Annotated in this window: 19 protein-coding genes; 14 read left to right on the top strand and 5 right to left on the bottom strand. The window is 39.9% G+C overall.

Translation table 11 applies throughout. The features are described 5' to 3' along the window. Positions 1 to 54 precede the first annotated feature (54 nt). From B2X72_RS20415 to B2X72_RS20460, 10 genes are all read left to right on the top strand, one after another. Positions 55 to 1,455: an APC family permease gene (locus tag B2X72_RS20415; RefSeq protein WP_286851282.1), complete on the top strand. Its 1,401-nt coding sequence runs from the start codon at positions 55 to 57 to the stop codon at positions 1,453 to 1,455. Positions 1,456 to 1,701: 246 nt separating this feature from the next. After that, positions 1,702 to 2,265, top strand: a complete 564-nt coding sequence (gene pyrR / locus B2X72_RS20420; protein ID WP_286851284.1) for a bifunctional pyr operon transcriptional regulator/uracil phosphoribosyltransferase PyrR — start codon at positions 1,702 to 1,704, stop codon at positions 2,263 to 2,265. A 182-nt stretch (positions 2,266 to 2,447) separates the two neighbouring features. After that, complete coding sequence (locus B2X72_RS20425) at positions 2,448 to 3,386, top strand: aspartate carbamoyltransferase catalytic subunit (RefSeq protein WP_075994218.1); 939 nt, start codon at positions 2,448 to 2,450, stop codon at positions 3,384 to 3,386. A 382-nt stretch (positions 3,387 to 3,768) separates the two neighbouring features. After that, a complete protein-coding gene (locus B2X72_RS20430; RefSeq protein ID WP_286851286.1) occupies positions 3,769 to 6,807 on the top strand; it encodes a tetratricopeptide repeat protein in 3,039 nt (1,012 codons plus the stop codon). A gap of 6 nt (positions 6,808 to 6,813) precedes the next feature. After that, entirely contained in the window at positions 6,814 to 8,556 is a 1,743-nt protein-coding gene (locus B2X72_RS20435; RefSeq protein ID WP_286851288.1) for a TonB-dependent receptor, read from the top strand. A gap of 40 nt (positions 8,557 to 8,596) precedes the next feature. Further along, entirely contained in the window at positions 8,597 to 10,045 is a 1,449-nt protein-coding gene (locus B2X72_RS20440; protein ID WP_286851290.1) for an SPOR domain-containing protein, read from the top strand. Between the two features lie 25 nt (positions 10,046 to 10,070). Continuing rightward, positions 10,071 to 10,778, top strand: coding sequence for a MotA/TolQ/ExbB proton channel family protein (locus B2X72_RS20445; protein WP_046672749.1), 708 nt, complete (start codon positions 10,071 to 10,073; stop codon positions 10,776 to 10,778). Beyond that, positions 10,778 to 11,188 carry an ExbD/TolR family protein gene (locus B2X72_RS20450; RefSeq protein WP_046672748.1) on the top strand — a complete coding sequence of 137 codons (411 nt, stop codon included), beginning with the start codon at positions 10,778 to 10,780 and terminating at the stop codon, positions 11,186 to 11,188. Before B2X72_RS20445 ends, B2X72_RS20450 begins: the two co-directional genes overlap by 1 nt. A gap of 58 nt (positions 11,189 to 11,246) precedes the next feature. Continuing rightward, positions 11,247 to 12,074, top strand: a complete 828-nt coding sequence (locus tag B2X72_RS20455; protein WP_070561236.1) for an energy transducer TonB — start codon at positions 11,247 to 11,249, stop codon at positions 12,072 to 12,074. Positions 12,075 to 12,085: 11 nt separating this feature from the next. Further along, the gene (locus B2X72_RS20460) at positions 12,086 to 13,390 is read left to right on the top strand and encodes a bifunctional folylpolyglutamate synthase/dihydrofolate synthase (RefSeq protein ID WP_070561235.1); all 1,305 of its coding nucleotides are present in this window, start codon (positions 12,086 to 12,088) and stop codon (positions 13,388 to 13,390) included. 114 nt (positions 13,391 to 13,504) lie between these two features. Here B2X72_RS20460 and B2X72_RS20465 read toward each other — a convergent pair whose 3' ends face one another. Both B2X72_RS20465 and B2X72_RS20470 read right to left on the bottom strand, forming a co-directional pair. After that, complete coding sequence (locus tag B2X72_RS20465) at positions 13,505 to 14,524, bottom strand: asparaginase (protein WP_070561234.1); 1,020 nt, start codon at positions 14,522 to 14,524, stop codon at positions 13,505 to 13,507. Positions 14,525 to 14,536: 12 nt separating this feature from the next. Next, positions 14,537 to 15,304: a TatD family hydrolase gene (locus B2X72_RS20470; RefSeq protein WP_070561233.1), complete on the bottom strand. Its 768-nt coding sequence runs from the start codon at positions 15,302 to 15,304 to the stop codon at positions 14,537 to 14,539. A 361-nt stretch (positions 15,305 to 15,665) separates the two neighbouring features. On the opposite strand from B2X72_RS20470, the gene B2X72_RS20475 reads away from it, so the two are divergent. Genes B2X72_RS20475 through B2X72_RS20485 form a run of 3 tightly spaced genes read left to right on the top strand, consistent with a single transcriptional unit; the run spans position 15,666 to position 19,202 of the window. Continuing rightward, entirely contained in the window at positions 15,666 to 17,060 is a 1,395-nt protein-coding gene (locus B2X72_RS20475; RefSeq protein WP_254667636.1) for a TolC family protein, read from the top strand. Between the two features lies 1 nt (position 17,061). Then, positions 17,062 to 18,018, top strand: coding sequence for an HlyD family secretion protein (locus B2X72_RS20480; RefSeq protein ID WP_070561231.1), 957 nt, complete (start codon positions 17,062 to 17,064; stop codon positions 18,016 to 18,018). Positions 18,019 to 18,029: 11 nt separating this feature from the next. Beyond that, positions 18,030 to 19,202 (top strand): ABC transporter permease, encoded by a 1,173-nt coding sequence (locus tag B2X72_RS20485; RefSeq protein WP_070561230.1) that lies wholly within the window; start codon positions 18,030 to 18,032, stop codon positions 19,200 to 19,202. Positions 19,203 to 19,281: 79 nt separating this feature from the next. On the opposite strand, the gene B2X72_RS20490 is transcribed toward B2X72_RS20485, so the two are convergent. From B2X72_RS20490 to B2X72_RS20500, 3 genes are all read right to left on the bottom strand, one after another. Next, complete coding sequence (locus B2X72_RS20490; protein ID WP_070561229.1) at positions 19,282 to 20,304, bottom strand: FKBP-type peptidyl-prolyl cis-trans isomerase; 1,023 nt, start codon at positions 20,302 to 20,304, stop codon at positions 19,282 to 19,284. 23 nt (positions 20,305 to 20,327) lie between these two features. Continuing rightward, positions 20,328 to 21,338, bottom strand: a complete 1,011-nt coding sequence (locus B2X72_RS20495) for a DHH family phosphoesterase (protein WP_070561228.1) — start codon at positions 21,336 to 21,338, stop codon at positions 20,328 to 20,330. Positions 21,339 to 21,456: 118 nt separating this feature from the next. Next, positions 21,457 to 24,096 carry a hypothetical protein gene (locus B2X72_RS20500; protein WP_286851293.1) on the bottom strand — a complete coding sequence of 880 codons (2,640 nt, stop codon included), beginning with the start codon at positions 24,094 to 24,096 and terminating at the stop codon, positions 21,457 to 21,459. A gap of 412 nt (positions 24,097 to 24,508) precedes the next feature. On the opposite strand from B2X72_RS20500, the gene B2X72_RS20505 reads away from it, so the two are divergent. Next, on the top strand, positions 24,509 to 24,898 hold the full coding sequence (locus tag B2X72_RS20505; protein ID WP_046672738.1) for a DUF423 domain-containing protein: 390 nt from the start codon (positions 24,509 to 24,511) through the stop codon (positions 24,896 to 24,898). The last annotated feature ends 49 nt before the right edge of the window (positions 24,899 to 24,947 follow it).

Raw genomic sequence — 24,947 nt, forward strand, 5'->3', positions numbered from 1 at the left:
TTTTTTTTGATTATTTTTTCTTAGCTTAACGCCATATAAAACCAACCTTAAGTTATGATGAAACGTCAATTAAAATTGTGGGATGCAGTGATGCTGGTCATGGGGTCGATGATCGGAAGCGGTATTTTTATTGTATCGAGTGATATGATGCGACAGCTTGGATCCGGATATTGGTTGGCGATAGTTTGGTTATTGACCGCATTAGCAACTGTTGCGGCGGCAATCTGCTATGGCGAATTGTCGTCTATGTATCCGAAGGCTGGGGGACAATATACCTATCTGACAGAAATATTTGGGAAGCCAATTGGCTTTTTATATGGCTGGAGTTTATTTACAGTCATTCAAACGGGAACTATAGCAGCTGTAGCTGTTGCTTTTGGCAAGTTTACGGCCTACCTTATTCCGCAGTTAAATGATGCAGCCCCCCTATTTCAGCGTGGAGAGTTTAAGATTACCTGGATACAGATTGTCGCTATGGGTGTTATTATCCTCCTGACCTTTATCAATACAAGAGGGATCAAGAGTGGAAAAGCTGTTCAATCTTTCTTTACTTCAGCAAAAATCATTGCGCTGGTTTTATTGATTTTGGGTGGTCTGTTCTTGATTAAGGAAAATCATTTTTCAGAAAATATGGCTTATGGCTGGGATTCTTTTCAAAATTTGAAAGGTGCTGGCTGGTCTCAGATCTCGGGGGGCGTACTGATGGGGGCTTTAGCTGCTGCGATGGTGGGTTCGGTATTTAGTAGTGTGGCCTGGGAGAATGTAACGTTTGTTTCCGGAGAGATTGTCAATCCACAGCGTAATGTTGTTCGGGCATTGGTTATCGGGACGAGCTTGGTGATGTTGCTCTATATAAGTTGTAATTACATTTACCTGGCGGCATTAAATCGAGAGGAAATTGCTTTTGCGGCAAATGATCGTGTTGCCATAGCGGCGGCTGAAAAAATATTAGGCCATAGTGGTACAATAGCGATGGCGATTTTGGTCATGATCTCGACCTTTGGTTGCGTTAACGGGCTCGCACTATCAGGTGCGCGAGTTTTTCAGACTATGGCAAAAGATGGATTGTTTCTGAAACAAGCGATTCCCAATAACAAATATGATGTGCCGGCACGATCGTTATGGCTTCAAGGGATCTGGGCGTCATTGCTTTGTCTAAGTGGGCAATATGGCAATTTACTGGATATGATATCTTTTGTTATTGTTATATTTTATATGATTACAGTGCTAGGGGTTATTATTCAGCGTGTACGAAGACCCGATTTGGAACGTTCCTATAAGACATTTCTATTTCCTGTCACTCCGATCTTGTACCTGTTGATAGGTACCGTATTTTGTGTATTATTAATTATCTATAAGCCACAATATACCTGGCCAGGCTTTATACTTGTATTAATCGGTGTACCGGTGTATTTTTTTGCACGGAATAATAAACGTGCCGAGCTAGATGAATAGTCTTTACCTATAGCATTTCGATGTTATGGAATTTGCTGTAAATGGTTGGCAATGCGTATTGTATATAACTTCAAAATCTGTTAATGTACTAGAATAATTGGTTTGTAAATTTCCCGGAAAGGAAGATATTCTTTGTTTAAATCACTTTTTGTTATTGTGCCAGCTGGATGCAAATATTGAAATTAATTGCCCTTCATGGCTTCGTTTTTGTTAAAAAAAGTGTAGCTTTGCTCAAACATTCCCATAATGAAACAGTCGATTTTATTAGACGGACCAAAATTTCAAATCACAATTCAAAGACTATGTCGTCAATTGATTGAGAATCACGGTGATTTTTCAAATGCTGTCGTCATAGGTATTCAACCCCGAGGAACTTTCTTAGCGAGACGTATCGTCAAAGAGCTTGAACAAATGATCGGAAAGGAGATTTTAGTTGGCGATTTGGATATTACCTTTTATCGCGATGACTTCCGTACGAAAGGGAATACTGGTCCACTCTTAGCAAATAGCACAAATATCAATTTTATTGTAGAAGGTAAAGATGTCATCTTTATAGATGATGTCTTATGGACAGGACGTACTATTCGTGCGGCAATGGATGCTGTACAGGCATTTGGCCGTGCAAGAAGAATAGAGTTGCTTGTTTTGGTCGATCGCCGCTTCTCTAGACAGATTCCTATTCAGCCTGATTATATCGGAATACAGGTAGATTCTATTGATTCACAAAAAGTAATTGTTAACTGGAAAGAATCAGAGGATCAGGATAGTATTATCTTGATTACAGAAAAGAAGACGTCAGCTAGCGATTAATAGCGGTGTCATGACGATACTAAAGGTTATTGTTGATCTTTGGAAACAGGCACTTTCAATAAAACCTTCATGACTTCGCAGACGCCAACAGCAATGAAAGCAAACTGAAGGTTCTTTCTGGCCAATAAGATCAGACACTTTCAGAAAAAAAATGATTAGTAAATATTTGAATATACTATAAAATGTCATCTGTAGCAGAACAATTAAGTACCCGCCATTTATTGGGGATCAAAGATCTAAATGAGAACGATATCCAATTGATCCTGGATACAGCAAGTAATTTCAAAGAGGTATTAAATAGGCCAATCAAAAAGGTTCCGTCGTTAAGGGATATTACGATTGCCAACGTGTTTTTTGAAAATTCAACACGGACACGTCTATCCTTTGAACTTGCTGAAAAGAGACTTTCTGCGGATATCGTGAATTTTGCGGCTTCCTCCTCTTCGGTAAGTAAGGGGGAGACACTCATCGATACGGTGAACAATATTCTTGCAATGAAGGTTGATATGATTGTGATGAGACATCCATACGCGGGAGCTGGGGTATTTCTAAGTAAACATGTTGATGCACAAATTGTCAATGCAGGTGACGGAGCACATGAACACCCTACACAAGCTTTACTTGATTCATTTTCGATCCGTGAACGCTATGGTGATGTAGCTGGTCGTAAAATAGCTATCGTTGGGGATATTACACATTCACGCGTTGCCTTGTCGAATATCTTATGTCTTCAAAAGCAAGGTGCAGAAGTGATGGTTTGTGGTCCGACCACATTAATTCCTAAACATATTACATCATTGGGTGTAAAAGTGGAGCATGATTTGCGGAAAGCGTTGAACTGGTGTGATGTTGCAAATATGTTACGGATTCAATTGGAGCGTCAGGATATTGCCTATTTCCCTTCCTTAAGAGAATATTCCATGCTATATGGATTGAATAAAGAGATTTTGGATTCTTTAGAGAAGCCAATCACAATTATGCACCCCGGACCAATCAATCGGGGGGTCGAAATCACATCGGATGTCGCGGATAGCGAACATTCAATTATTTTGGATCAGGTTGAAAATGGTGTTGCTGTGCGCATGGCTGTCTTGTATCTATTAGCAGGGCAACGCGGATAGTCTAAATTGGTTTTAACGTGCGTTAATGTACGTGTGAGACTAAATAGCACTGTTTTCTAATGCAATAATAGTATGCCTGACTTTATTTTTTTGTCGGGCATATTTTTTGTGCAAAATTTCCGTTATAATACAGGATTATTCACAGATGTTAATAACTTTTGTGTAAAATAGCTCAATTAAAGTATAATTTAGTAAAATGAATAAAACTATCTCCCTGAGAAGTGGAGGTTTGAATTGATTTTCAATAAATTTGGGGCCATCTTAAAGCCTTTAATGGCAGAGAGGCTTTCGATAAATTTGCTTTGAAATGCGAATTTACCGCGGTTTGGAGGGAGATTCATTTACATTTGCAGATAAATAACATATTAAGGTTTCACATATTATGTATAAGAAGATTTACCAGGTGGGAGTTGCATTAACCGTTATGGCGACGCCAGCATTAGCGCAACAGACAGAATGGCAACAAATCAACAAGGCGTACAAAACAGGGATGGAATTGTATGAACGCGGAAAATTTAGTTCTGCTTCTGCCCAATTTGACCGTGTTGAAGCTTTGCGGACAAAATCCAACTTGCAATTGGACGAAACAGAGGAACTGTCTTTGTTGAAAGAGAACGTACGGTATTATCAAGCGGTTTGCGCACTGGAATTGGGCGAATCCGATGCCGAAAACCGTTTTCTGAAATACATTAAAGATTTCCCTGTCAGTGCAAATGCTAAAGCGGCTTATTTTCAAATCGGTAAATCCTATTATGCTAAAAAAGATTATGTTAAGGCCTTAGAGTGGTTTAACAAGATCGATAGCAAAAATTTAGCAGGTAAAGAAAATGTAGAATATCGCTTTAAATATGGATATGCTTCCTTTATGACAAAGGATTATAAAACGGCGAAACCATTATTTGAAGGATTGAAAGATCAGAAAACTGAATTTCAGGAAGCTTCAATCTATTATTACGCGTATCTTTCTTACTTAGACGCCGAGTACAAAACGGCGCTGAATGAATTTGAACGCCTAAATGGATCGAAACAATTCGAAAATAGTTACCCTTATTATATTACTGCTTTGTATTTCTTGGATAAACGCTACGACGATGTGTTGGATTATGCGTTGCCAATTTTGTCGCGAACAAAACAAGAAAATGAAACAGAGATGTTTCGTATTATCGCGGCAACATACTTTATCAAAGGTGATTTAAAAACATCAAAAGAGTATTACGATAAATTTCAGGCACAGGACCAAGGTAAGACCCAGAATAATCAGGATAGCTACCAAATCGGTTACATCGCCTACAAGTTGAAAGATTACGATAAAGCGATCACTGAATTGGAAAAAATGACCGATCCAGACGCATATTATCAATCTGCGATGATTACCCTAGGGGATGCTTTCTTAAAGAAAGGCAATAAGCAATCTGCTCGTAACGCATTTTTTCGTGCTTCGAAATTGGATTTTGATCCAGCAATGCAAGAAGAGGGCTTATTCAACTATGCTAAGCTTTCGTATGAATTGGAATTCCACCAAGTGGCTTTGGCTTCGACACAAGAATACCTGAAAACGTACCCAAAATCGAAACGCTTAGAGGAAGCAAAAACTTTGCTTGCTGAAGTATTGTTGAGTACAAAAAACTATCGTGAGGCAGTTGATATTTTGGAATCTATTCCTAAACGTGGAAAAGAAGCAGACGCTGCTTATCAAAAGGTAACCTACTACAGAGGTTTGGAGTATTATAACGAGCGTGCTTTTGAAAATGCAATTTCCCTATTCATGCGCTCTGAAGAGTTTCGTTATGACGAGGAAATTTACGCTTTAGCCATCTATTGGAAAGCGGAAGCAATGTACGAAGTGCGTAAATACGGTGAAGCGGTTACAAATTTCAATAAATTCTTACGCTTGCCGGGAGCTAGCAAAACGGATGTGTATGGGTATGCCAATTACGCGTTAGCCTATGCGGCTTTCCGTAATGGTAACTACAGCACGGCGGCCAATTACTTCGAGCGTTTCTTAGCGTCTGGTGGTTCGAAAGGAATAGAAATGAATACACGTAATGATGCAATTGCACGCTTGGGCGATTCTTATTTCTCTTCGAAAAACTACGGCAGAGCATTAACAGAATACAATAAGTTGATCTCTTCTAAAGCGCCTAGTCAGGATTACGCGTTATTCCAGCGTGGTATTATTCAAGGATTACAAGGGGATAACAACGGTAAAATTTCAACATTGAATGCTGTTATTGCACAATTCCCGAGTTCTAATTATGCAGATGATATTGCGTTTGAGATTCCTTACACACGTTTCTTGATGGGAGAAAGTGACCAGGCAATTGCTGGCCTTCAAACAATGGTTGAAAAATATCCGCGCAGCAGTTATGTGCCACGCGCTTTGGTGACGATTGGTCTGGTTCAGTATAATCAAGATAACAATGATGCTGCATTGGCAACTTTCCAACGTGTAGTCGACCAATATGGATCAACAGATGAAGCAAGACAGGCCATGCGATCGATTGAGAACATCTATTTGGATAAAGGCGATGCAACGGGGTATATCAAATATGCAACTGGAACAAACTTAGGGGATGCGTCGAAATCTGAGCAAGATTCTCGTTCATTCTCGACTGCCACAACCCTATTCTCCAGAGGAAATTACCAAGGGGCGGTGGAAGCTGTAAATGCGTATTTCGATAAATTCCCGAAACCAAATCAAGAAAAATATGCGCGTTTTGTTCGTGCTGAAAGTAACGCAGCTTTGGGCAATACAGAAGATGCACTACATGATTACAATATTATCTTGAATGACTGGACATCTCCTTATACAGAACGCACGTTGATTTCGGTGTCAAATTTGTATTTGAAACAAAAGAAATATAACGAAGCAACACAGTTGTTGAAAAAGCTGGAGCTTACCTCTGAATACAAGGCTAACTATGGTTTCGCAATAAATAACTTAATGGTTTCTTACTTCCAAATTGGAGATTATAAAGAAGCATTAAATTATACCAACGCTGTTAAGAACTACGAAAAATCTTCGGAAGAAGAGATTGCAAATGCCTTCTTATATGCCGGTAAATGCTATGTGAAGCAGAATAAGAAAGCTGAGGCAATGAAAGAATTCAGTTTAGCTGCATTGAAGAGCCGTACAGTATATGGTGCCGAAGCAAAATACAATGTTGCGGTATTACAATTGGAAAATAAACAATACGATGCGTGTATCAAAACAGCAATGGATCTATCCGATAATTTCTCTTCGTACGAATATTGGGTGGCGAAAAGCTTTATTACCATGGCTGATGCTTATGCAGGTAAGGGAGATTCTTTCCAGGCGAAAGCTACACTTGAATCGATTGTGGATAACTATGATGCGAAAGACGATATTTTGCCAGCAGCAAAAGAACGTCTAAATAAATTGAACAACAAAAAGAAATAGGATACAATGAAGAAGTTGCAAAATAGAAACGTGAAGAAATATACTTTAGCAGCGCTTTTGATGGGCGTGGGATTGAATTCTTTTGCACAGGAAACAGGCAAGAAGAACGATCCTGAGAAACCGGTCACTATCGATTCTTTTGATGTTGTTCGTGATTATAAGCCAATTCTTGCGGATGCTGTGAAAATCCGCCGCAGTCCGGATATGACCAATAAAAGAGAATACCAGCCCAAATTGTCCTACAACAATATTTTGGACAAGAAATTGGATATCAATACCGGTTTGAAACAATTGAATGTACAGGAGATTCCTTTTGCACAACCTTTTGAACATAGTAGCAACTATGTCAAATTTGGTATCGGAAACTATAACAGTATATTGGGCGAAGCTTATTTGGCTTCTGAACAGTTTGAAAATACACGATTTGGTTTATTTGCAAAGCATTTGAGCCAAAAGGGTAATATTGACGGACAGAAGTTCAGTACACAAGATATCGGTATCTTTGGTTGTCGTGTATTGGATGCGGTAACCGTTAAAGGTACCATCGGATACAATCGTTATGGCACAAACTTCTATGGTCAGACTTTTGATCAATCGGGAACAACCTTGTTGAATACGACTCCGGATAAACAGACCTTTACAGATATCTACTTGAATGGAGAGCTGTCAAGTAATGTGGATCCAAAAAATGAGCAAGCCTTAAGCTATTCCGCAAAAGTTGATGGTTATTTGTTTAAAGACGCTTATAAAGCCAAAGAAAATTCCATCGCATTATCCGGTTATTTGAATAAACGCCTAAGTGCATTCAATGTTGGTGCGAATTTGAGCGTGACAATGAATAATGTGAAAGATAGTGCTGAAGTAAAAAATCATTTGGCGGTCATCAATCCATATATTCGTTTTAAGGGCGACAACTATAACGTAACCTTGGGCGCGAATTTAACTTCTGAATTTGGCGATAGCTCAAGATTCAATATTTTCCCATCCGTAGAAGCTGATTTTGCTTTGGCACCTGAATATATCTCTTTGTTTGCCGGAATCAATGGCGGAGTGAAGCAAGCTTCTTTCCGTAGTTTCGCTAAAGAAAATCCGTATTTGGCTCCTAATGCTAAAATGATAAACTCGATTGAGAAAATGAATGTTTACGCGGGTTTAAAAGGAAATGCTGGCGCAACATTTGGTTATAAAGTAAAGGTATTCTACAAACAGATTGAGGGATTGCCTTTATTTAAAAACAGTGCATTTGGCGATAGTCAAAATGGCTATGTTCCTTGGGCTTTTGATGTCGTTTATGACGGCGTGATCAATAAAGCTAAACATATGGGATTGGAAGGAGAAATCAATGTACGTCTTTCACAACTGGTTAATCTGGGCGGAAAAGTGTATATAGACGATTATAAATTGAGTGATGAGGAAGAAGCTTGGGGATTGCCAAAATTCCGTATGCAGGCTAATGCACGCTTCAATATCTCCGATAAATTTTTCGTAGATGCTGAACTTTCTACACAAGGCAATACCTATGCGTATATTTATGACTATAATGCAGATGGCAGTCGTATTGCCAACAGTGGGCATAAGGCAACAATAGCGTCGTTTGCTGATCTTAATGCAGGCGCAGAATACCGAATCAAAAAACAATTTGGTATTTTCGTCAAAGCAAATAACATTTTTGGAAAAGAATACGAACGTTATATGTATTACCCAAGATTGGGCTTTAATGTAATTGGTGGTCTTAATTATTCGTTTTAACGAATTAAGATTATAAATTTGCATCTTAAAATAGTGCGCGATGAATCTAGGCAAAAACATCAATAGTTTATTAAAACGTTATGCGGAAGTATACGTGCCCGGAATAGGTGTGTTCAAACGAATTCATTCTCCGGCTCAGTTCGATAAACAGAATAATGTATTTTTGCCCCCGATTTCCTACGTCGAACTGGACTATTCTGCTCAACAAGGATTTAATATTGTTCATTATATCCAACAACAGGAAAATTTAGGCCTCAATCAGGCACAGCAGATTTTATCGGAAGCTGTTGATAACCTAAGAGCTGATTTAGGTCAGTTTGGACAGGCTAAACTTGATGATCTTGGCTTATTAATTAGTTATGGCGCAAGTTTAGTCTTCAAACCCCTGGATCTATCGGGATTCGACTTCCAGCCGGTCACAAATCTTGTTGCACCAGAGATTGAAACAGTCGTTTCTTCTTTGGAAGAAACCAAAGAAGAAGAATTTACGACCTTAGCGGTTGAAGAAGACCCTGTTGTGGAAGAAGATCCTGTGGTGGAAGCTAATGATAAGGTGGAGCTTGTGGTAGAGTCTATGCCGGATACGGTGGATCAAGATGAAACGATCGAGGTTGAAGAGGTCAAAGAAGAAACTGAAACAGCACAGGAACCGGTCGTGGTAACGGATCCAGCAGCGGATGAGCTTTCGCAGGAGACAGCACCAACAAACGATCGTACCGGTCTTGAAGCTGAAGAGTCGTCGTTAGCGCAAAAGGAAACTGAAGAGTTTGAACCTGTGGATACAACTGTGATAACTGATAGCAATCATTCGGTTACTCCAGAGGAAGAAATCGCTGAAAAAAAAGAAATCGGTGCTATTGCGTCGGCTAACGCTAATTCAACATACGCGCCAAATATCTATGAGGAAGAGCCGCGTAATTCAAATGCGATCTGGTATTGGATGACTGGAATTATTGTGCTGGCAATGGTTGCTGTTGCGGTCGTTTACACCAATCCTGCGTTGAAGAATTCGTTATTTGGGCCGACCAAACCTGTTGTAAAAGCGGCAGATACGCTTGTTCAAAAACAGCCGATCATGCCTGCTGATACCTTGTCCAATACAATGCAAGCAGATAGTTTAAAGCAAGTCGATTCATTGGCTAAAACTGGTGTGAAAGATTCTGTTAAAAAGACAACAACTGTACCTGCGACCAATGCGGCAGCAAAATCTCCGGTTTTGGAAGCAAATCCTGTGATCAAAGAGTCTATTCCTGTTGCACAACCCAGATATCAATTGGTAATAGGTTCTGCAAAGACAATGGCACAAGCAGAGCAGGAAGCCAAGCGTCTTCGGGAAATGGGCTATAAAACAGCACGAGCTGTAGAGGGAAAGTTCAAAAGAAATAGAAAGAAAATCATCTTAAACACCTACATGACAAAATCGGAGGCAGACCTCGCTAAGAAATCTGTAGAGAAAAAGATTGAAGGTGCTTGGGTAGAAACATTATAGAAACTATATAAAACTATTAATAATTATGTCATTAGTACAAGATACAGCACGGGCTGCTGTGGATTCGTTTAATCAAGCTGCACAACAACCATTACCTGCTGCTGCGCCTACAGAAAACATGAGTTTGATCGATATGATGATCAAAGGGGGATGGATCATGGTTCCAATCCTATTGTTGTTCTTTATTGGATTGGTTATCTTTTTTGAGCGTTATTTGACTATCCGTCGTGCCGCAAAATATGATAACAGCTTAATGTCGCAAGTAAAGGCAAATGTTTTGTCCGGAAATTTGGATTCGGCATTAGCTGTAGTTCGTTCAAGTAACTCCGCTTTGGGACGTATGTTGCAAAAAGGCTTATTGCGTGTCGGCAGACCGATCAAAGATATTGAAGGAGCGATCGAAAACGTGGGTAAATTGGAAGTTGCCAAGTTAGAAAAGAATATCAATATTTTGGGTATTATTGCTGGTATTGCCCCGATGCTTGGTTTCGTAGGTACGATCTTTGGAGTAATTAAGATTTTCCACGACGTCGAATTAGCTGGTGGTATTGATATCGCTTCTGTATCTGGTGGTCTATATGTAAAAATGGTGTCTTCTGCATCAGGTCTTGCGGTGGGTATCTTAGCTTATTTGGGCTACCATATCCTCAATATGATGGTGGAGCGATTGATTTTACGTATGGAAACGGATGCAGTAGAATTTATTGATTTATTGGATGAACCCGGAAGATAATGAACTTACGAAGTAGAAAAAATAAACCATCTGCGGAAGTACATACTTCAGCGCTGAATGACATCATGTTTTTCCTGATGTTGTTCTTCCTGTTGGCTTCTGCAGTTTCTAATCCGCAAGTGGTGAAGCTATTGTTACCAAAGTCAAGTGCGGGAGAACAATCTGTTGCTAAAAAGACCGTTACGGTATCGATTACAAAAGATTTGGGCTATTTTATTGACAAAACTCCAGTTCCCATTGAAGGATTGGAAGCTGCAATTCAATCGCAAATGGCTGCGGGTGAGGAAGTGACCATTATGCTCTATGTCGATAATACGGTTCCCATTCAAAATGTTATTTCTGTAATGGATGTCGCTAATCGATTGAAGATTAAAGTGGTATTGGCAACAGAGCCAAAAAAAGATAAATAGGAGCAATTAAACTTTTTTTAAGTTTATTGGTCAGCTATTAATATAGGAGATTAATGCGATGAGATATCACCTTCAACATGAAGAAAATAATTTCCCCAAAGCATTGGGGATATCGACTTTGGTCATGGCATCGTTGCTCTTGATTGGATTTTTTGTTGTTTTTAAATCTCAGGCACCTGATGAATATGGAATGGGGGGAATGATCGTCAATTACGGTACTTCACCTGAGGGAATGGGAGATGACTATATGAGTGTTGAGGAACCATCGGTGGACCCCAACGCCAATAATGAACGCCCTGACCGTATTGATCCTGTTGAAACACCTACCCCAACTCCAACGCAGCAAGTTGCGGAGAAAGCGGTTGTCACACAGGATTTAGAAGATGCCCCTGCGGTAACAAAAACGGAAAAGAAGGTCGTTTCAAAAGCACCGGAAACAACCAAAGCTGTAAAAGAAGTGGCACCACAGGCCAATGCCAAAGCGCTTTTTAAAGGCAATAAAAATAACGGCACTGGGGCTGGTGATGGTACAGGGACAACTCCTGGAAATCAGGGTTCCAAACTGGGTGATCCTTTAGCAAGTAACTACGGCGAAGGGGGATCTGGAAATGGTAACATGATGTTGTCTATTGAAAACCGAAGTTTTACACAACGACCAAGTATCGACGATAATGGACAGCAAGCAGGAAAGGTTGCTGTGGAGTTTAGAGTGAACAAGCAAGGGGTTATCACCTATGCGCGTGCTGGTGTAAAAGGAACGACGATTACCGATCCATCCTTGTTGGAGAAATGTGAGCGTGCTGTACGTGGCGCTCGGCTAAACCAATTGCCAAATGCTCCCGACTCCCAAACAGGACGGATTGTATTCAATTTTAGATTAAGATAAAAATCATTCACATGAATGCTTATAATGAGGCAATCGAGTATCTGTATACTCGATTGCCTATGTTTACAAGGGATGGCGCCTCTGCCTTCAAAAAAGACCTTGACAATACCATCAAACTTTGCGCTGCTTTGGACAACCCACAGCGAAAATTCAAAACATTACATATTGCCGGTACAAACGGAAAGGGATCGACCTCCCACATGTTGGCCGCTATTTTGGCCGAGGCAGGATATAAGACAGGTCTCTATACTTCACCACATTTACTGGATTTCAGAGAACGTATTCGTGTCAATGGTCAGTTATGTGAGAAAGAATTTGTTGTTGATTTTGTCAATACCCATCGCGAGCTTATAGAAGAAGTCAGTCCATCGTTTTTCGAAATTACTGTAGCCATGGCTTTTGATTATTTCGAGAAGAATAAGGTTGATATCGCTGTCATTGAAGTCGGCCTTGGCGGGCGTTTGGACAGCACCAATATTATTCAGCCTTTGCTGTCGGTAATTACCAATATCGGTTTTGATCACATGAATCTTCTTGGTAATACACTGGTGGAAATTGCTGCTGAGAAGGCCGGAATTATCAAAAGAAATACACCTGTCGTTATTTCGGAATATGCTGAAGAGACAGCAGCTGTGTTTTTGGATAAAGCAGCGATCGAGCATGCACCGATCCAATTCGCTTCCGATAAGTATGCCACGAAAATGCTGGGCGTGGACCAAGATTATTTGACGGTACAAGCGAGGGATACTGCAAGTCATTCAGCAGACTTTCAACTGGATTTAAAAGGCTCTTATCAGGTCAAGAATCTCGCCGGCGTCCTGTTAGCTGTGGATGAGTTACGTCAACAGGGCTTTGAGATCAGTGATCAACATGTGCATCAAGCGCTAAAAAATGTGCAGGCAACCACAGGAATTCAAGGCCGATGGCAACAATTGTCTAAGGATCCATTTATCATCTGTGATACGGGGCACAATGAGGACGGAATTCATGAAGTGCTCAAAAATCTGGCTACAACCGCTTATGATAAATTGCACTTTGTGATAGGGGCCATGCGCGATAAGGATTTATCACATATGTTGCCTTATCTACCCAAGGATGCAACCTACTATTTCTCTGCTCCGGATATTCCGCGTGCAATGCCATCCGAGGAGCTGCGGAAAGAAGCTATGGAATTTGGTCTAACGGGACTTGATTATGCATCGGTAGGAGCTGCGTTTGATGCAGCAAAAGAAGCGTATCAACAAGGGAACCTTATTTTTGTTGGCGGAAGCAATTTTGTTGTTGCGGAAGTGCTTGCTCGTTTGACGCAGGAATAAGAATATCACCTTTCCTCGCAAATAAATCTGCGGGAGGAATTCATAGAAACCGATCACAAAAAGGGAGCTGCGTGAAGTGCAGCTCCCTTTTTTGTGATTTTGTGCCGTTGGTCATTAGTCATTGATCGTCAATTCACCACGGATATCCTTTTCAATCCAATAAGCGACTTCTTTTTGATCTTCTAACTCGCCTTGAAGATACATTAATTTGGTTACTGCCGCTTCGAATGTAAGGTCGTAGCCATTGAGCACGCCGATGGATTTAAGTCCTTGTGAAGTCTCATAGCGACCTAATTCAACAGAGCCTACTTTACATTGCGAAATGTTGAGGATATTTTTACCTTGTTCAATTGCTTCTTTCAATAGATCCAGAAACCAAGTGTCGGTGGTGGTATTGCCTGACCCAAATGTTTCCATCACAATGGAACGGACATCGGAGTCTAAGACGGCTTTGATCGTTTGTGCAGAAATTCCGGGGAATAATTTCAATACCGCAACGCGATTGTCCAGTTTGGTATGTAGGATAAATTCTTTATCAATATTATTTAATAAAGCATCTGTATTATATTTGAGGTGAATACCTGCTTCAACCAATACGGGATAGTTTGGTGATCTAAAGGCCTCAAATTTGGCCGAATTATATTTAAATGAGCGATTGCCACGGAATAATTTATTGTCGAAAAGAATGCATACCTCTTGTATGATAGATACGCCATCTTGTTTTGCTGAAGCAATTTCAAGGGCTGTCATCATATTTTCCCGCGCATCCGTTCGGATCTCTCCGATAGGCAGCTGAGAGCCAGATAAAATGACCGGTTTTTGGAGTCCCTCCAACATAAAGCTCAATACTGAGGCTGTAAAAGCCATTGTATCGGAACCATGCAGAATAACAAAACCGTCGTAATCTGCATAGTTATCCTTAATAATTTGTGCCATTTCAATCCATATCTCGGGCTTCATGTTGGATGAATCGATAATGGGTTCGAAAGAGTGCACGGTCAGCTTATAGTCTAAGCGACTTAAATCAGGGAGATTACGTTTGATCAATTCAAAGTCGAAAGGAACGAATGTTCCTGTTTCATCTTTAACCATTCCAATGGTCCCACCTGTGTAGATAATAAAGATATTATGCATTGAGTTTTGAAATTATATACCAAATATACGTTTTGAATTTTCTGTTGTGATTTCGGCTACCTTCTCGACGGAGATCTGGTGAAGGTCAGCTACTTTTTGTGCGACGTAAACCAAATAGCTACTTTCATTTTCTTTACCGCGAAAGGGGACAGGAGCCAAATAAGGTGCATCTGTTTCCAGAACAATATGTTTTAAATCGATTTCTTTGACCACCTGATCTAAGCCCGCTTTTTTAAAGGTAACGACTCCGCCAATACCAAGCGCGAAACCTAAATCGATAGCCTGTTGGGCCTGCTCCAGGGAGCCGGTAAAGCAGTGCAGAACGCCAAATAATTTGTCGTCGTGAAGTTCTTCCAATAATTCGAACAGTTCAGTGAAGGCTTCCCGGCAGTGGATATCGATCGGTAAATTTAATTCCTTAGCCCATTGAACCTGCGTTCGAAAGGCGTCTTTTTGAATTTCAAGCGTGCTTTTATCCCAATAAAGATCCAGCCCGATCTCACCTATGGCATGGACTTTGTGTGTTTCCAAGCTCTTTCGGATGGTTTCTAACTCTTCCACATAGTTTTCCTTTACATCGCATGGATGTAATCCAAGCATGGGAAAACAATGTTCTGGATAAGCTGCTACGGTATCAAATACAGGTTTTATGGAAGCGCTATTCACATTCGGCAAAAAAAGACGTTGGATGCCATTATCAAAGCAACGTTGTAGATGTTCTTGCAGTTTTTCGGTTCCTGCATGGTAATAAATGTGTGTATGTGTATCTGTAAGCAACATAGTTTTCTGCGTGGAAGCAGCGGGTTAGGGTAAAAACTTGTTTTTATTATTATCGAATAAAGTGGTAGACTTAATTACCAAAATTTCAATTCGCTCTCCAAAGATAACTTATTAATTAGCAAAAATGAAAATTAATACAGGATTCCTTCTACAGAAACGAATTCCTTTTTTGTATCTTGGAAAAGCTAACAGGTGGAGTTCAGTCCTTCATGCCATGAATGCATAAGTGACGATTGTTATTGGCTGTTGAAAAGATACGTTTAATTAAAAAGAGTCAGAAGTCAAACATACCGTCCGATTTACTGTTAAACAGATAAAAGATGCGGTTGTTGTCCTATTTTTATAAGAACAAATGAATCATATGATGAATAAGAGGTTATGCCTGGGTTTCTTGACTTTGGCGTCGGTTATGTTTTTAAACAAACTACATGCGCAATCATTGATTGACCCTTCGGTAAAAGATATTATTCAAAAAGCCTTTCAGACAAATAAAGAATTGAAATTGAAGGCTTACGAAGTCGATAAAGCACGTCTGGAAGCCGACGGGGTAAAAGCAAACCGGCTACCACATGTCTCCGCACTCGGATTATACGGTTATGTACATAGCAATGGGAGTATTGATATTCCTACGGTTAATATCCCTTTATTGAACCTCGGCTTGTTTGAAGGCGCAACAGGATTTAGTATGCATGGTCAAGCGGCCTATGCGGGTGTGTCTGTAAAGCAGATTATTTTCTCGGGATTACAGATTCCGAATGGAATAAAAGCATTGCAGGAGAAAGCTGCGGCTCAACAATATTTAGAATCGGCCGGTCGAGAAACACTTTCAAAGGATATTATTGCTTCTTTTGATCAGCTGATGTTGTTGGATGAGGTGGATAAATTGATTGTCGATTCTGAGAAGCGATTAAAGAAAGAACAGGAAAAGGTCAACAAAGCGATTCAAAACGGCCTAGCAATACCGTATGATAGAGATAAATTGAAATTGGCCTTGCTGGAGCTGGAAGAGAAAAAGGTAGAGGTTTCTGGCAATCGGAATTTGTTGTGTCAAAAGATCGAACAAGAAACAGGGGTATCTTTTCAGGAGGTTGGCGGAATTCATTATGGACTTAAACCTATATTTTTGTCGGATCTTCCACGTGATGTTGAACAAAGATCCGAATTGAAAGCACTGGATGCTTCCTCAAAAGCGTATGAGTACCTGTATAAAAAAGAAAAGGGGGGAGCTCTTCCTGCTGTCTTTGCCTTTGGATCCGCAAACTATCTAAATGTATTCAACTCCAAACTCACGGTGAAAGATCAACCGCTATTTGGGACAGTCAACTTACAGCTTAATTCCATCAAGGGGAGCCCCAATTTAATGGTCGGCGTAGGGGTTAAATGGGATCTCTATACGGGCGGAGAACATCATAATAAGATAAAGCAAGTTAAACTCGATCAGCATATCAATACGACCAAGCGAGAAGATGCGCAAGAAAAATTAAATTTATTACTCAGCAAAAATACCGTTACCTATACGACAGGCAATCAAAAGTTGAAAGTGGGGGAACAGCAATTGAAAGTTGCCGAAAATAACCTTTCCATGGCTGTTAAACAGTACCAAGCGGGCTTAATAGATGTTACTGAGTTATTGGCTGCTGAAAACGATTGGTACAAAGTTAATTTGGGTTATTTTAACAATGTTCTGCAGCAACGTACCGCTGCGGTTGAATTACTACATACATCAGGAAAATTATTACAAACTATACATGAGTAACATGAAGAATTTATATGGGATATTATCTCTGTCTATTTTTGTTTCTTGTACAAATCAAGTGAAAGAGAAGCCTATTGAAGGCAAGGTGGAGCGAGAGCAAGTGACGGTTGTGACAAAGGTTCCGGGGAAAATTGCGAAGCTTCTGGTTGAAGAGGGTGACTTTGTGCATGCGGGTGATACCTTGGCTATTTTGAGTATTCCCGAGGTAGATGCGAAAGAAGAGCAGGCAAAGGGAGCGCTGCAGTCTGCTGACGCTCAATATAATATGGCAGTCAAAGGTGCTACGAAAGGGCAATTGGTACAATTGCAAGCAAAGGTAGATGGACTTAAGGAACAATATGAATTTGCGAAAAAATCAATAGGTAGGCTGGATGCCCTTTTGCAGGACAGCCTGATTCCGCAGCAAAAGTACGACGAGACCTACGCTAAATTTCAGGGGGCTAAAAATCAATATCTTGCAGCACAGGCTGAACTAGCTGAAGCAAAAGGAGGGGCTAGACAAGAACAGCAGATTATGGCCTTGGGGCAAAAAGAACGTGCGCTGGGAGCGGTATCTGAAGTCAATGTTGCTGCCCAGGAGAAATATGTCATTGCTCCACAGGACATGAGTGTGGAAACGATTAATCTGAAAGTCGGTGAATTGGCGATGGCAGGCTATCCGATTATCAATGGTTTCCTCGATCGATCGACCTATTTTAGATTCACATTGCCCGAAAATAAAATGGGAAAACTTCAAAAAGGAGAGGCTGTGGAGGTAGAAATTCCTTATTTGAATCACAAAAAGGTTAAAGCAAAGGTGATCAGTATCAAAGCCTTAAATTCGTACGCAAGCATTGCCTCAGCTTATCCTGATTTCGATCCGCAACAGGCTGTGTTTGAATTGAAAATTGTTCCTGAAGATGTTGCCGGTAGCAAAGATTTGTTAACAAAAACGCTTGTGGTTCTCCATGCGAATTAAAGAGCTTGACTGTGAAAAAATTTTTAGAATTGATCCAACGGGAGTTTAAGCTCTTCTTCAATAATAAAGTGCTATTGATGCTTTTTCTAGGTGCACCTGTATTGTATGGTGTCTTGGTGGGGCATGTTTATAAACAAGGTAAGGTAACTCAGATGCCGGTCATTGTGGTTGATGAGGATAATAGCCCCTTAAGCAGTTCATTTATTGATATGCTTTCAGATAATGAGAGTATTGAAGTTGCCCGTGTATTACCGTCCTTATTTGATTCAAAAGATATTGCTATGCAATATGAGGCAACTACGATTGTACATATTCCCAAGGGTTTTGCATCCGGAGTACAACAGGGGCGTTTGCCGGAAATGACTGTTTTTGTAGACGGTGCCAATACATTGACCTCCAATACCGCCATGATGGCTGTCAATGTGTGTGCCTCGACGTTGAAAGCGGGCATACAGATTCAGGCGCAAATGAAACGTGGTGTTCCGGCAAAGATCGCTGCACAGCAGTACGAACCCTTTAAGACAACTTTTGTTAAGCAGAATATTCGAAGTGGAAATTACCTGTATTTTATGCTACCGGGAGTGCTAATTACTGTGCTGCAGCAGGTCTTGCTCTTAGGCTTGGCTTTATCTTTTTCCTCAGAATTTGAAGGCAATACATTTCCGGAGCTGGTACGTAAAATCGGTAATCCCATCGGACTTATTCTTGTTAAGATATTACCTTATGTTTTGATGTCTGTCGGTATTCTGGTTTTATATTGGGGTTTTGGCCAATATTACCGTATGCCTTTACAAGCCGAATTTGGTCGCTTTGTACTCTGTACTTTCGTCTTTTTGCTTGCCGTGTGTTTTATAGGTGTACTCGTCAGTATTCTACTGCCTTCGCAGTTGAAATCGACGGAAGTCCTAATGGTAATTGCGACGCCAGCATTTATCTTGAGTGGCTTTACCTGGCCTTCTAGTCTAATGCCAGGCTGGGTGCAAGCAATTGCAAATGTAATCCCATCGACCCATTATCTACGAATTTTTAGGCTAATGTTTATTCAGCATGCTGAAAATTACCATACCGATAAGGCGTTGATCGCATTGACCATCATTATGATCATCAGTTTTATATTGGCGGTAATAATACTATGGCTGAAAATACGTAAGATCAAAAAAGAAGATAAGAAGATGAGCATATAGTGAATAAAAAAACGAACAACAAAAAAGCGGTTTCATCTCGATGAAACCGCTTTTTTGTTAACTGAAATTTACAGTCGAATTATTTTTTTGCTGCAGGAGCTTTAGTTGCAGGAGCGGTTGCCGCTGGAGCTGTAGTTCCAGTAGGCGCTACCATGCCTGGAGTTGTTGCTGTAGGAGCAGGAACTTTTCCAGGTTTGATATCCAATACTTCTACTTCAAATACTAAAGGAGCATATGGAGGGATAACACCTGAAGGGCGATCGCCATAAGCCAAAGATGAAGGAATGACTAAAGTTGCTTTTGTACCTTTGTTAAACAATTGGAATGCTTCAGTCCATCCAGGGATCACACCATCAACACCTAATTGGAATTTTAATGCTTCATAAGGACGTTGAGGGTTGAAAATTTTCTCTTTTTTAGCTACATCTGGAAGGTTTGTGTCAAATACTTTTCCTGTAGTTAATGATCCTACATAGTTCACGTGAATGGAATCACCTACTTTCGCATTTGTACCTGTTCCAGGTTTAGTAATTACATATTGAAGACCTGAAGCTGTTTTCGTTGTTTTCAAGCTTTTATCCTTGATGTATTTTTCAAGTTTAGCTGGTTCAGCTGCCTTGTGTTTGTTCAATTCTTCTTCAAAATATTTCTGAACTTGTTCACCCAATTGTTGGTCTGTTAACTTTCCTTTTTTGAAGTGTTTTTTGACTTTGATCGAATAAACAATGAATTTATCTGCAAACTCTGGTTTTGGTTGATGTGTTTTAGCAGCCATAGAATCCAAATTGATTTTGAATACCAAGCTATCGCCTTCACCTACGTATTTGAATAAACCTGTAGGGTCACCTGGATTTTTTGCGATGATACTATCTGGATATAATTGAACGATTTGAGGGACTCCCATGTCATACGTACTTTGCATTGTAGAATCTCTGTCCGTTTTCACAACCATGTCAAGTGCTAATAAATCGCCTGATACTGCTTTTTCTTTTGCATTATCATCCACGATTTTATACTCAAGACCACCTTCAGCCTTTTTGAATTTTTGGCATGACGTCATCAAAAGACCGGCAGCCGCGAAAAATAGAATTGCTTTCTTCATTTTCTAATGTATGTTACGATATCTTATTTTGTTAATATTTCTTTATAATTTGGTAAAACCGATTTGAATTTTGCAATCACTGCTTCAAGGCTTTCTTTCGAATTACCTCCTGAAGCGTTAAGATGCCCACCTCCATTGAAATACAATTTACAGATCTCATTGCAAGGAACTTCTCCAATCGAACGCAAAGATAGTTTAATTTGTTCATTTCTGTCAATAATTAAAGCAGCCAATCGAATTCCTTTGATAGAAAGGGCATAATTGACTAATCCTTCGGTATCACCGGTGATCACTTCAAACTGCGTGAGATCCGCTTTGGTTACATGGATAATGGCGGTGTTATATTCATGGATAACCTCTAGACGATTCAATAGACAGAACCCTAAGAATTTCAGGCGGCTTTCTGACGAGCTATTGTAAATCTCTTCGTGAATAGCCCAGTTTTGTGCACCGCAATCAATGAGTGATGCAATGATGCGATGAATTTCAGCAGTGGTAGAACGGAAGCGGAAAGAGCCCGTATCGGTCATAATACCGGTATATAGGCATGTCGCCATGTCAGCACTGATATGGTCTGGATCTTGCATCTCATGGACTAAGAAGCGATAGATCAATTGTGCCGTCGCTGCAGCAGATGGATCCCAAAATGCGTAGTCTTCAAATCCTTCCGGATCTAAATGGTGATCAATCATGCATTTGATTCCTTTCGCTTGACGAATAGGTTCACCCATTTCGTGAATCCGGGCAAGGCCATTAAAATCTAAGCAGAAAATGAATTCAGCTGCGTCAATCTGTTGATTGTGCAGGTCAATATCCTGCGTATAAATTTGTACATTTTCTAAGCCAGGCAACCAATCCAAAAAGGCTGGAAAGTCTGACGGTACAATGAGATTTACGTGGTGTCCTTTCGCGGTCAACCAAAAATATAATCCTAAAGATGAACCCAATGCGTCCCCATCTGGTTTGTAGTGCGTTGTAATTACAATACGTTTTGGTTCAGCTAATAATTCTTTTAATTCTTCCGATTTCAGCATAGTCATATTAAGTCTGCAAACCTACTATAAAAAAATTAGATTAGACAAATTTTTTATAAAGATCTTTTAGCATCTTATAGCGTTTGGTGTTGATTTTAAAAAATTGATTTTCAGGTTTTTAAAACTTATAAACATAGATCTTGAAATCCCGCTTCATGCAGATTAAATAATTGGCATTGTCGCCAAAGTTAATCGGTCCATAATAGAACTTTGAAAAACCTTCTACAGGGAATCCCTCCTGGACCAAGCCATCGGATCCGAAAACATAAATCATGCGGTTGTCAGTTCCAACACCTATGATATCAGATTTACCTATTCGTTTAAAAAACAGCGGTCTGTTACTGGCCTCTTCGATGAATTTATATTCAAAGTAGGAAGACGAGTCTCTTGAACTGTAGGCATTCAGTTTGTTGTTGGCTAGAATAACAAAATCTCTGTCAGCACCACCGCTAATATCTTCAAAATTAAAGAACGCATCTTTACCCCAATCACCTAGTTTTATTTTTTTGGTTTCGCCTTCGAAAGGAATTTTGAATACGCTGCCTTTATTGTTTGCCAAGTAAATGAAGGAGTTTTTTTCATCCGACGCCGCAACTAAACCAATTGGATTTTTAACACTTTCCCCATCGGTATCCATTGTTTTTTTACGGATGATCTTACCATTTTGATCGAAGAAATACACGGAAGCAGTGCTTGTACCGGCAATAATATAATTTGTCTGTCCCAGGCTGGTTGTTTTTAGATCGAATAAAATTCGGCCATCCACGCTATTATTTTCAAAGCCCTCCACTTTTTTGCCATCCAGGGTATACGCAAGAATGCGGTCTGTTGCCGGAATGTAAATACGTTGTTCTTTATTGAAGGTGGCGATTGTAGCTCCGTAAGTTGCCGAGTATGGAAGTTCAACGGAGAAGCCAGTTCTGTTTTTACCATCGGGCATAAAGCGATACAAGCGGTTTTTTGTAACGGCGACAATACTGAGATCCTGTAACTGAATTGGCTCGCCCAAAATTTCACCTTGGAAGAGGTTTTGCCAGAGTTCTTTTCCATCTGGCGAAAATGCATGTACCGTATGATCTTGTTCTTGAATCAGGATAAACTTGTTCTTCCCATCTTGATCGAAAATCCAAGGTTTATTGATAATTCGGTTCTCCAGCTGGACTGTCCATTCTGGTTTGCCGCCTAATCTCGTATCACTCTTAAAGAGGGCATATAAACTAGACGAAAATGTGCCCTGATTGCCACTCAACTGGTAAGACCAGGAGTAGAAATTTTGAAAGCCATATGCATCCTCATCTTTAAAGTTCTTTGCAAAGTCAGCTTTTAAGTTATCTAGAATATTGCTTTTACCAGCTTTAGGTTCTAAATAGAAAGTCACGTTGCTGCGGCTATTCTGCAATGCTGCATGATTTTTGAAAATAGCCGTTCCGGAAAGAAATTGCTTTTCCCGGAAAGATTCCCGATAATCTCTCAAGATGCCCGTCCGTGTAGCTACCACCATAATGTTATCTACAATGGTAAAATAGGGTCGGGTAAAGCTTTTGAAAGGTTCACCAAATAGCGCATGTAAGAGATTCGAATATTTAAATTGATAGATTGAATCACCTACAGATGAGCTGAATTTCTTGAGATTATCAGCAAACTGCGTTGAATCCGAAATGCTGATCAAACCTATTGCATCCTGATTATCCAATTCCGCGAGCGCAAATTCATCGTTGAAAATTGGCGCGATGATACTGTCAAATGATACTTTGCTGTCTTCTTCAAAGTTCTTTATACTTTTAGCCAATCGGCCGTCTTCTTTTTGCTGTACCAACAAGGCTTTCAGTCCGCTTCGAAAACTATGGGGATCTGAAATACTAAAGTCTATATAAGATGCAGCATTTTTAGGCAGATAATTCCCCAGAGCTTGCACTTGAGCCGTCTGCGTTGCAAATAACTGTAGGTAGCTATTTTTGCTCGCCGTGAGATCTGTTTCACCCTTAAAAATAAAAGCATCCTTTTTGAAATTCATGTTCCAGGACGTTTGGCCCTTCAGCGAATCGATTAAGTTGAGATAAGTGCCAAATTTGGATTTCATCAATATTCGAGCAATTTGCGCCAATTGTTCATTGAAAAAATAGAGACTAAGTGGCGTGTTTTTATTGTTATGGTTTACGAAGAACTCGATTTGTTTGGTACTTATTTTCTTAACCTGTTTATCAAAGATCTGGGAAAGTACCTGTTTGGAGTAGCTGGCGAAAATGATTTCGTGGGAATAAGCGCAATAAAGTGTACTATCCTTGCTGCCTTGATTAAGCCCATAAAATCGTTGCCCTAAGGTGTCAAAAGGTTGTATTTTGTAGTTTTTACCGACGTTTCCAAGTAATGTTGCCAGCGAGTTATTATCAATGCTTTGACCAACCTGAACGCTATATAATGGGGTAATCTGGTCTTTTTCCTGGTGAAAGGAGAGTAATATTTGCTGCCCCGCTACAAGAGGTGCTAACTGTTCACTACGTAATAATTCGTCTTTAAGACGCTCCAGGTTGCCAAAATTGCGTTGACCTATAATGGCTTTAAAGAGCTCATAGTCATTGAAGATCGTATCTACAGTCTGATCATTGGCAAAGGAGGCAATTGCTAATGTACTTTCAGGAAGATATTGTAAAGCTTTAGAATCTTGTTTATTGTTTTTATTGAAGTCTCCAAAAAGATAGATCGTGGCCGCGATGACCGCGATGAATAATATAACAGTGATGATGATTGTTTTTTTCATCCTTTTTATTTTTTTCAATGTCTGATAGGAACTCGAATAAATCGCCACTACCACGCTGGTCGATGCGATTAAAAATCCAGTTTGATCAGAACAACTATTTATGAGGTACTCATTTTCTTGTCAGCAGAATAAGTACACTAAATTTGTTTTTTTTATGGTGATGAAGCCATCATGCGGCAGATGTTTATCAAGAATATACAAATCTTGCACCTCGTTCAAGATTTCGGTGAGCTGCACGATGCTCATGATGATTCATACGTAAAACAAACCTAATAAAAATATATGGGAAGAGATAGAAAATCGTTCCTATAATGCGCCTTTGTAATATAAATTTAACAAAAAATTCCTTATTTTGCTCTGTTTTTAATACATTTATCGCTAGAAACTCATTTTCAGCATTCACTTTAACATAATGAATAAGAAAATCATTTTAGCCGCTTCGTTGTTGGGAGCATTAGCTGTAATATTAGGGGCCTTTGGTGCTCATGGTCTAGAAGGAAAGGTAAGTACATATCATATTGAAACTTGGAAAACTGCAAATCAGTATCATTTCTATCATACCTTCGCCCTGCTATTTTTATCCACTTTTTCGCGAGCAAAGACGTACTCCATTAAAGTGTCATTTATAGCTTTCCTCATTGGTATACTTTTTTTCTCGGGATCGTTATATGTCTTAAGCGTGCGCGAAATAACCGGCTTTGGAAATCCGTCTATTTTAGGACCTATCACCCCTTTGGGAGGATTGTCGTTAATCGTTGGCTGGGTTGCATTATTTATTGCTGCACTAAAAAATAAATCGTAATCCTATTTAATTGCCTATGTTCATACGAAATCATATTCGTATCTAATTA

Source organism: Sphingobacterium sp. UBA7253 (assembly GCF_002472745.1).
In the GTDB taxonomy this organism is placed as follows: domain Bacteria; phylum Bacteroidota; class Bacteroidia; order Sphingobacteriales; family Sphingobacteriaceae; genus Sphingobacterium; species Sphingobacterium siyangense.

Bases quoted from the DNA above. Each gene is read 5' to 3' on its own strand.
- B2X72_RS20445 (WP_046672749.1), top strand. From the start codon at position 10,071: ATGTCATTAGTACAAGATACAGCACGGGCTGCTGTGGATTCGTTTAAT.
- B2X72_RS20475 (WP_254667636.1), top strand. From the start codon at position 15,666: ATGATGAATAAGAGGTTATGCCTGGGTTTCTTGACTTTGGCGTCGGTT.
- B2X72_RS20440 (WP_286851290.1), top strand. From the start codon at position 8,597: ATGAATCTAGGCAAAAACATCAATAGTTTATTAAAACGTTATGCGGAA.
- B2X72_RS20430 (WP_286851286.1), top strand. From the start codon at position 3,769: ATGTATAAGAAGATTTACCAGGTGGGAGTTGCATTAACCGTTATGGCG.
- B2X72_RS20435 (WP_286851288.1), top strand. From the start codon at position 6,814: ATGAAGAAGTTGCAAAATAGAAACGTGAAGAAATATACTTTAGCAGCG.
- B2X72_RS20465 (WP_070561234.1), bottom strand. From the start codon at position 14,524: ATGCATAATATCTTTATTATCTACACAGGTGGGACCATTGGAATGGTT.
- B2X72_RS20425 (WP_075994218.1), top strand. From the start codon at position 2,448: ATGTCATCTGTAGCAGAACAATTAAGTACCCGCCATTTATTGGGGATC.
- B2X72_RS20480 (WP_070561231.1), top strand. From the start codon at position 17,062: ATGAAGAATTTATATGGGATATTATCTCTGTCTATTTTTGTTTCTTGT.
- B2X72_RS20460 (WP_070561235.1), top strand. From the start codon at position 12,086: ATGAATGCTTATAATGAGGCAATCGAGTATCTGTATACTCGATTGCCT.
- B2X72_RS20470 (WP_070561233.1), bottom strand. From the start codon at position 15,304: ATGTTGCTTACAGATACACATACACACATTTATTACCATGCAGGAACC.
- B2X72_RS20500 (WP_286851293.1), bottom strand. From the start codon at position 24,096: ATGAAAAAAACAATCATCATCACTGTTATATTATTCATCGCGGTCATC.
- B2X72_RS20490 (WP_070561229.1), bottom strand. From the start codon at position 20,304: ATGAAGAAAGCAATTCTATTTTTCGCGGCTGCCGGTCTTTTGATGACG.
- pyrR (WP_286851284.1), top strand. From the start codon at position 1,702: ATGAAACAGTCGATTTTATTAGACGGACCAAAATTTCAAATCACAATT.
- B2X72_RS20455 (WP_070561236.1), top strand. From the start codon at position 11,247: ATGAGATATCACCTTCAACATGAAGAAAATAATTTCCCCAAAGCATTG.
- B2X72_RS20415 (WP_286851282.1), top strand. From the start codon at position 55: ATGATGAAACGTCAATTAAAATTGTGGGATGCAGTGATGCTGGTCATG.
- B2X72_RS20495 (WP_070561228.1), bottom strand. From the start codon at position 21,338: ATGCTGAAATCGGAAGAATTAAAAGAATTATTAGCTGAACCAAAACGT.
- B2X72_RS20505 (WP_046672738.1), top strand. From the start codon at position 24,509: ATGAATAAGAAAATCATTTTAGCCGCTTCGTTGTTGGGAGCATTAGCT.
- B2X72_RS20450 (WP_046672748.1), top strand. From the start codon at position 10,778: ATGAACTTACGAAGTAGAAAAAATAAACCATCTGCGGAAGTACATACT.